Origin of the sequence: Faecalibacillus sp. H12 (genome assembly GCF_013361255.1) — a bacterium.
Lineage (GTDB): Bacteria > Bacillota_I > Bacilli_A > Erysipelotrichales > Coprobacillaceae > Faecalibacillus > Faecalibacillus intestinalis.
Map to the genome: position 1 here is coordinate 1 of NZ_JABWDK010000057.1, position 3,701 is coordinate 3,701.

Sequence of the window (3,701 nt, forward strand, 5' to 3'; positions counted from 1 at the left end):
TCAACGATAACGTTTGAGGAATTATTGTAATTAGAAACAATTGCTTCTTATAGTAAAATAATTTTATTATATAGATATTTAAAATTCTTATTTTTAATATATTTTTATTTTACAAAAGAAAAGGCTGTATGAAATTAATTATTTAATTTCGTAACAGCCTCTTTTTTATATGGTTTTAAATTTTTTATGATATAAGATATAAGCTACAATACTTGCAATTGCTTCAGCAATAACAAATGATAACCAAATACCTTCAATCCCCATGATATTTAATAAAATGTATGCTAATGGTACTGTAATCAATAATTGTCTAAGTAAAGAAACTATTAAAGAATATTTTCCTAAACCTAGAGCTTCAAAAACACCTGACATTAAAACTCCAAAAGATGAAACAATAAAACTTAAAGATAAAATTCTAAGCCCTGTTTCTCCTATTTCTAACATACCACTACTTGCATTAAATAAAGAAAGTAAAACATTTGGAACTATAAAGAATAATAATGTTCCTGCTCCTAAAATAGCAGCAATGACCAAACCAGATACTTTTAAAATTTGATGCATTCTTTCTTTTAACTTAGCCCCATAATTATAACTCATCAAAGGTCTCATCCCTTGTACAATTCCTGATGTTGGCATATAAATAAATGTTTGTAACTTATAATAAACCCCGAAGAAAGCAACTGCACTTTGTGAAATAGATGAAAGTATACCATTTAATAAAGAAACAAGAACAGATGGTAAGCACATCATCACACTTGAAGGAATAGCTATACTATAAAGTTGAGAAATAACATGAAAATCTACTCTGAATTTCTTAAATGAAATATGAAGATGTGTATTGTATTTTTTAAATAAGACAAATGCTAAAGAAGCTGCTGAAAATTGACCAATTACTGTCGCAATAGCTGCTCCAGCAACACCAAAAGCAGGTAATCCAAAATAACCAAAAATCAAGATTGGATCTAAAATAATATTAATAACAGCTCCAAAGATTTGCATGATCATGGGCATCATCATGTTTCCAGTTGCTTGAAACATCTTTTCAATAGCTAGATGAATAAATTGACCAATAACTAATGAGACAACAATCATTCCATATTGCATTCCATAGTTAATTACATTTTGATTTGTTGTAAACATATTTAAAAATGGTCGAATAAAAAATAAACCAATAATTAAAAATAATAAAGAATGTGCAAGTGACATCACAATTCCTTGAGTTGCATAATAAGATGCCTTATTATCATCTTTAGCTCCTAAATGTCTTGCAATAAAGGCATTCATCGCAATCCCTATTCCACAAGAAATAGCTAATGATAAATTTTGTAAAGGGAAAATCAATGATACTGCTGTTAAAGCTTCTTCTCCAAGTTGAGAAACAAAGATACTATCTATAATATTATATAATGATTGAATCAACATTGAAATCATTGGCGGAATCGCCATTGACATTAATAAAGGAAATACAGGCTTGTATTCCATTGGGTTTCTATTTTCCATATAAGTCTCCTTTCCATAAAAAAAGCTATAGATGTCTATTTATGATCAGAAATAGAGAAATCTATAGCTTACCTAAGCAATATTCAATTTGCATGTCTATATTAATAAATATCTTTATCTTTGTCAATTGTTTTAAGCAGAAATTAATTCTTGATCCAAAGCTTCTAAAGCCATAATAGCATCCCAACAGAAACTTTCTTTACCAACATATTCATCAAAATGATTACGTTTAAATTGAATCATCACTTCTTCTTGAACACCACTGAATTTAATGATACAGTTTTGTGCTTTTAAACGATCAACGATATCAAAGAATTCATGAATCCCTGAATCATCAATAGAAGGAACACCTCTCATTGAAAAAACAATAGCTTCTAATGAATCATCTAATTCATCTAAAACATGTGTCATTTGTTCTTGTGTTCCAAAGAAAATAGGTCCACTTAAATACATAATTCTTGTTTTTTTATGATGATGTTTTAAATCTTTTCCTACACGATCTTTATCAATATCACGTACTTCTATATGTAAATGAGAATTATTTAAAACAAATAAGATAATTGAAACCATGACTCCAATAACAATCGCAACAGTTAAATCAAAAACAACAGTCGCACACATTGTAATTAAATATTGTGAAATATTTGTTTTAACTCTATTATGAAATAATGTTTTAATTTCTTGCCAATCGTTCATACGCCAAGCAGTAACCATTAAAACACCAGCAAGTGCAGATAAAGGTATACGTGACATAAGTGAACCAAGTAAAAACATCGAAATCAAAATAACAATTGAATGGAAGACACTGACTAATCTTGTTTTTCCACCTGCTTTAATAGCTACAGATGTTCTAGCAATCGCAGCTGTTGCAGGAACACCACCAAATAATGGAATCAACATATTTCCAATACCCTGTGCCATTAATTCACGATCAGCATTTAATTTTTCATTTTTCATTTTACCAGCACTTGCTCCACATAAAAGTGATTCAATCATCCCAAGTGCAGCAATACTTAAAGCAGGTAGCATCAATTGTGTAATTGTACTTAAATGTAATGAAGAAAAGGATAATCTTGCTTCTGGAAACAAAGTACTTGGAATAGTCCCTACTTCATGAACCGGTAAATTTAAACATAATTGACAAATTAAAGCAATAATAATCCCTGCTAATGATGAAGGACAATATTCTCCCCATTTTTTAGGCCAAATAATCATAATCACAACAACTAAAATCCCAAAGAAAACAGTTGGTAATGATACTGGAAAACCTAATTTTAAATATGAAAACAGTTTTTCTAAAGCACTTGAACCAACAGATGTTGTCCCAAAGAAATTATCAATTTGTCCTAATGCAATAATGATTGCAATTCCACTTGTAAAACCAGTAATAACACTAGTTGGAATAAAAGAAACAATTTTTCCAAACTTAAATAATGAAGCAATAATCAACATACATCCAGATAAAAAGCTTGCGATGAAGACACCTTGTAAACCATATGTTGTTGAAAGTCCAATTAAAATAGCTGACATAGCACCTGTTGGTCCAGAGATTTGGTAACTTGCTCCCGATAAAACACCAATCACTAAACCAGCAATAATCGCAGTAATTAACCCAGCACCTGCATCAGCTCCACTACTTACACCAAACGCTAAGGCAAGTGGTAAAGCAACAGCAGCTACTGTTAAACCTGCTAAGATATCTTGTAAAAGAGTTTGCATGTTATAACCTTTAAACTCATTTTTCAAGTCTCTTATATAATCTTTAAACATAAAATCCCCCTTTTTTACCCCGTGTCATTATACACATTAAACTGTCTTTTGTTAAGTTTATGTAGAAATAATCCTATTAAAATTATAATAATAAATAGGTTATAGCGATTTAATTCGTTATAACCTATTTTCATTAATGAATGATTTTTAAAACATCTTCTTCACTATTGATGTTAAAAATATTTAATGTAAGTTCATTCAATTTTTCTAGCGATGTTGTTGTAAGTTTTTCTTCTAAAGGATTTGATAAAGTTCCTAGTTTTACTTTAAGTTGTTCTTTTAAAGTGTTTCGTTTTTCTTCTTGTCTACCTTTTTCAATTCCTTGATTTTCAAATTTTTAAAATAATTGATCCATTGCCTTACACATGTTGATTTCATTTCCTTCTGGTAAGTCTTCTTCTTTAATGTCCGTATGTGTCAAGATGGATGCC

The 3,701-nt window shown here is 29.6% G+C and carries 3 protein-coding genes; all 3 read right to left on the reverse strand.

Going from position 1 to position 3,701, the window contains the following annotated elements; genetic code table 11:
- Positions 1-165: 165 nt before the first annotated feature.
- The 3 genes from HUU89_RS14325 to HUU89_RS15480 all read right to left on the reverse strand — a co-directional run bounded on the left by HUU89_RS14325 (position 166) and on the right by HUU89_RS15480 (position 3,589).
- On the reverse strand, positions 166-1,500 hold the full coding sequence (locus HUU89_RS14325; protein WP_175302114.1) for an MATE family efflux transporter: 1,335 nt from the start codon (positions 1,498-1,500) through the stop codon (positions 166-168).
- A gap of 132 nt (positions 1,501-1,632) precedes the next feature.
- Positions 1,633-3,270, reverse strand: a complete 1,638-nt coding sequence (locus tag HUU89_RS14330; protein WP_175302115.1) for a SulP family inorganic anion transporter — start codon at positions 3,268-3,270, stop codon at positions 1,633-1,635.
- A gap of 133 nt (positions 3,271-3,403) precedes the next feature.
- A complete protein-coding gene (locus HUU89_RS15480) occupies positions 3,404-3,589 on the reverse strand; it encodes a DUF4351 domain-containing protein (protein ID WP_175302116.1) in 186 nt (61 codons plus the stop codon).
- Between the last annotated feature and the right edge of the window lie 112 nt (positions 3,590-3,701).

Bases quoted from the DNA above. Each gene is read 5' to 3' on its own strand.
- HUU89_RS14325 (WP_175302114.1), bottom strand. From the start codon at position 1,500: ATGGAAAATAGAAACCCAATGGAATACAAGCCTGTATTTCCTTTATTA.
- HUU89_RS14330 (WP_175302115.1), bottom strand. From the start codon at position 3,270: ATGTTTAAAGATTATATAAGAGACTTGAAAAATGAGTTTAAAGGTTAT.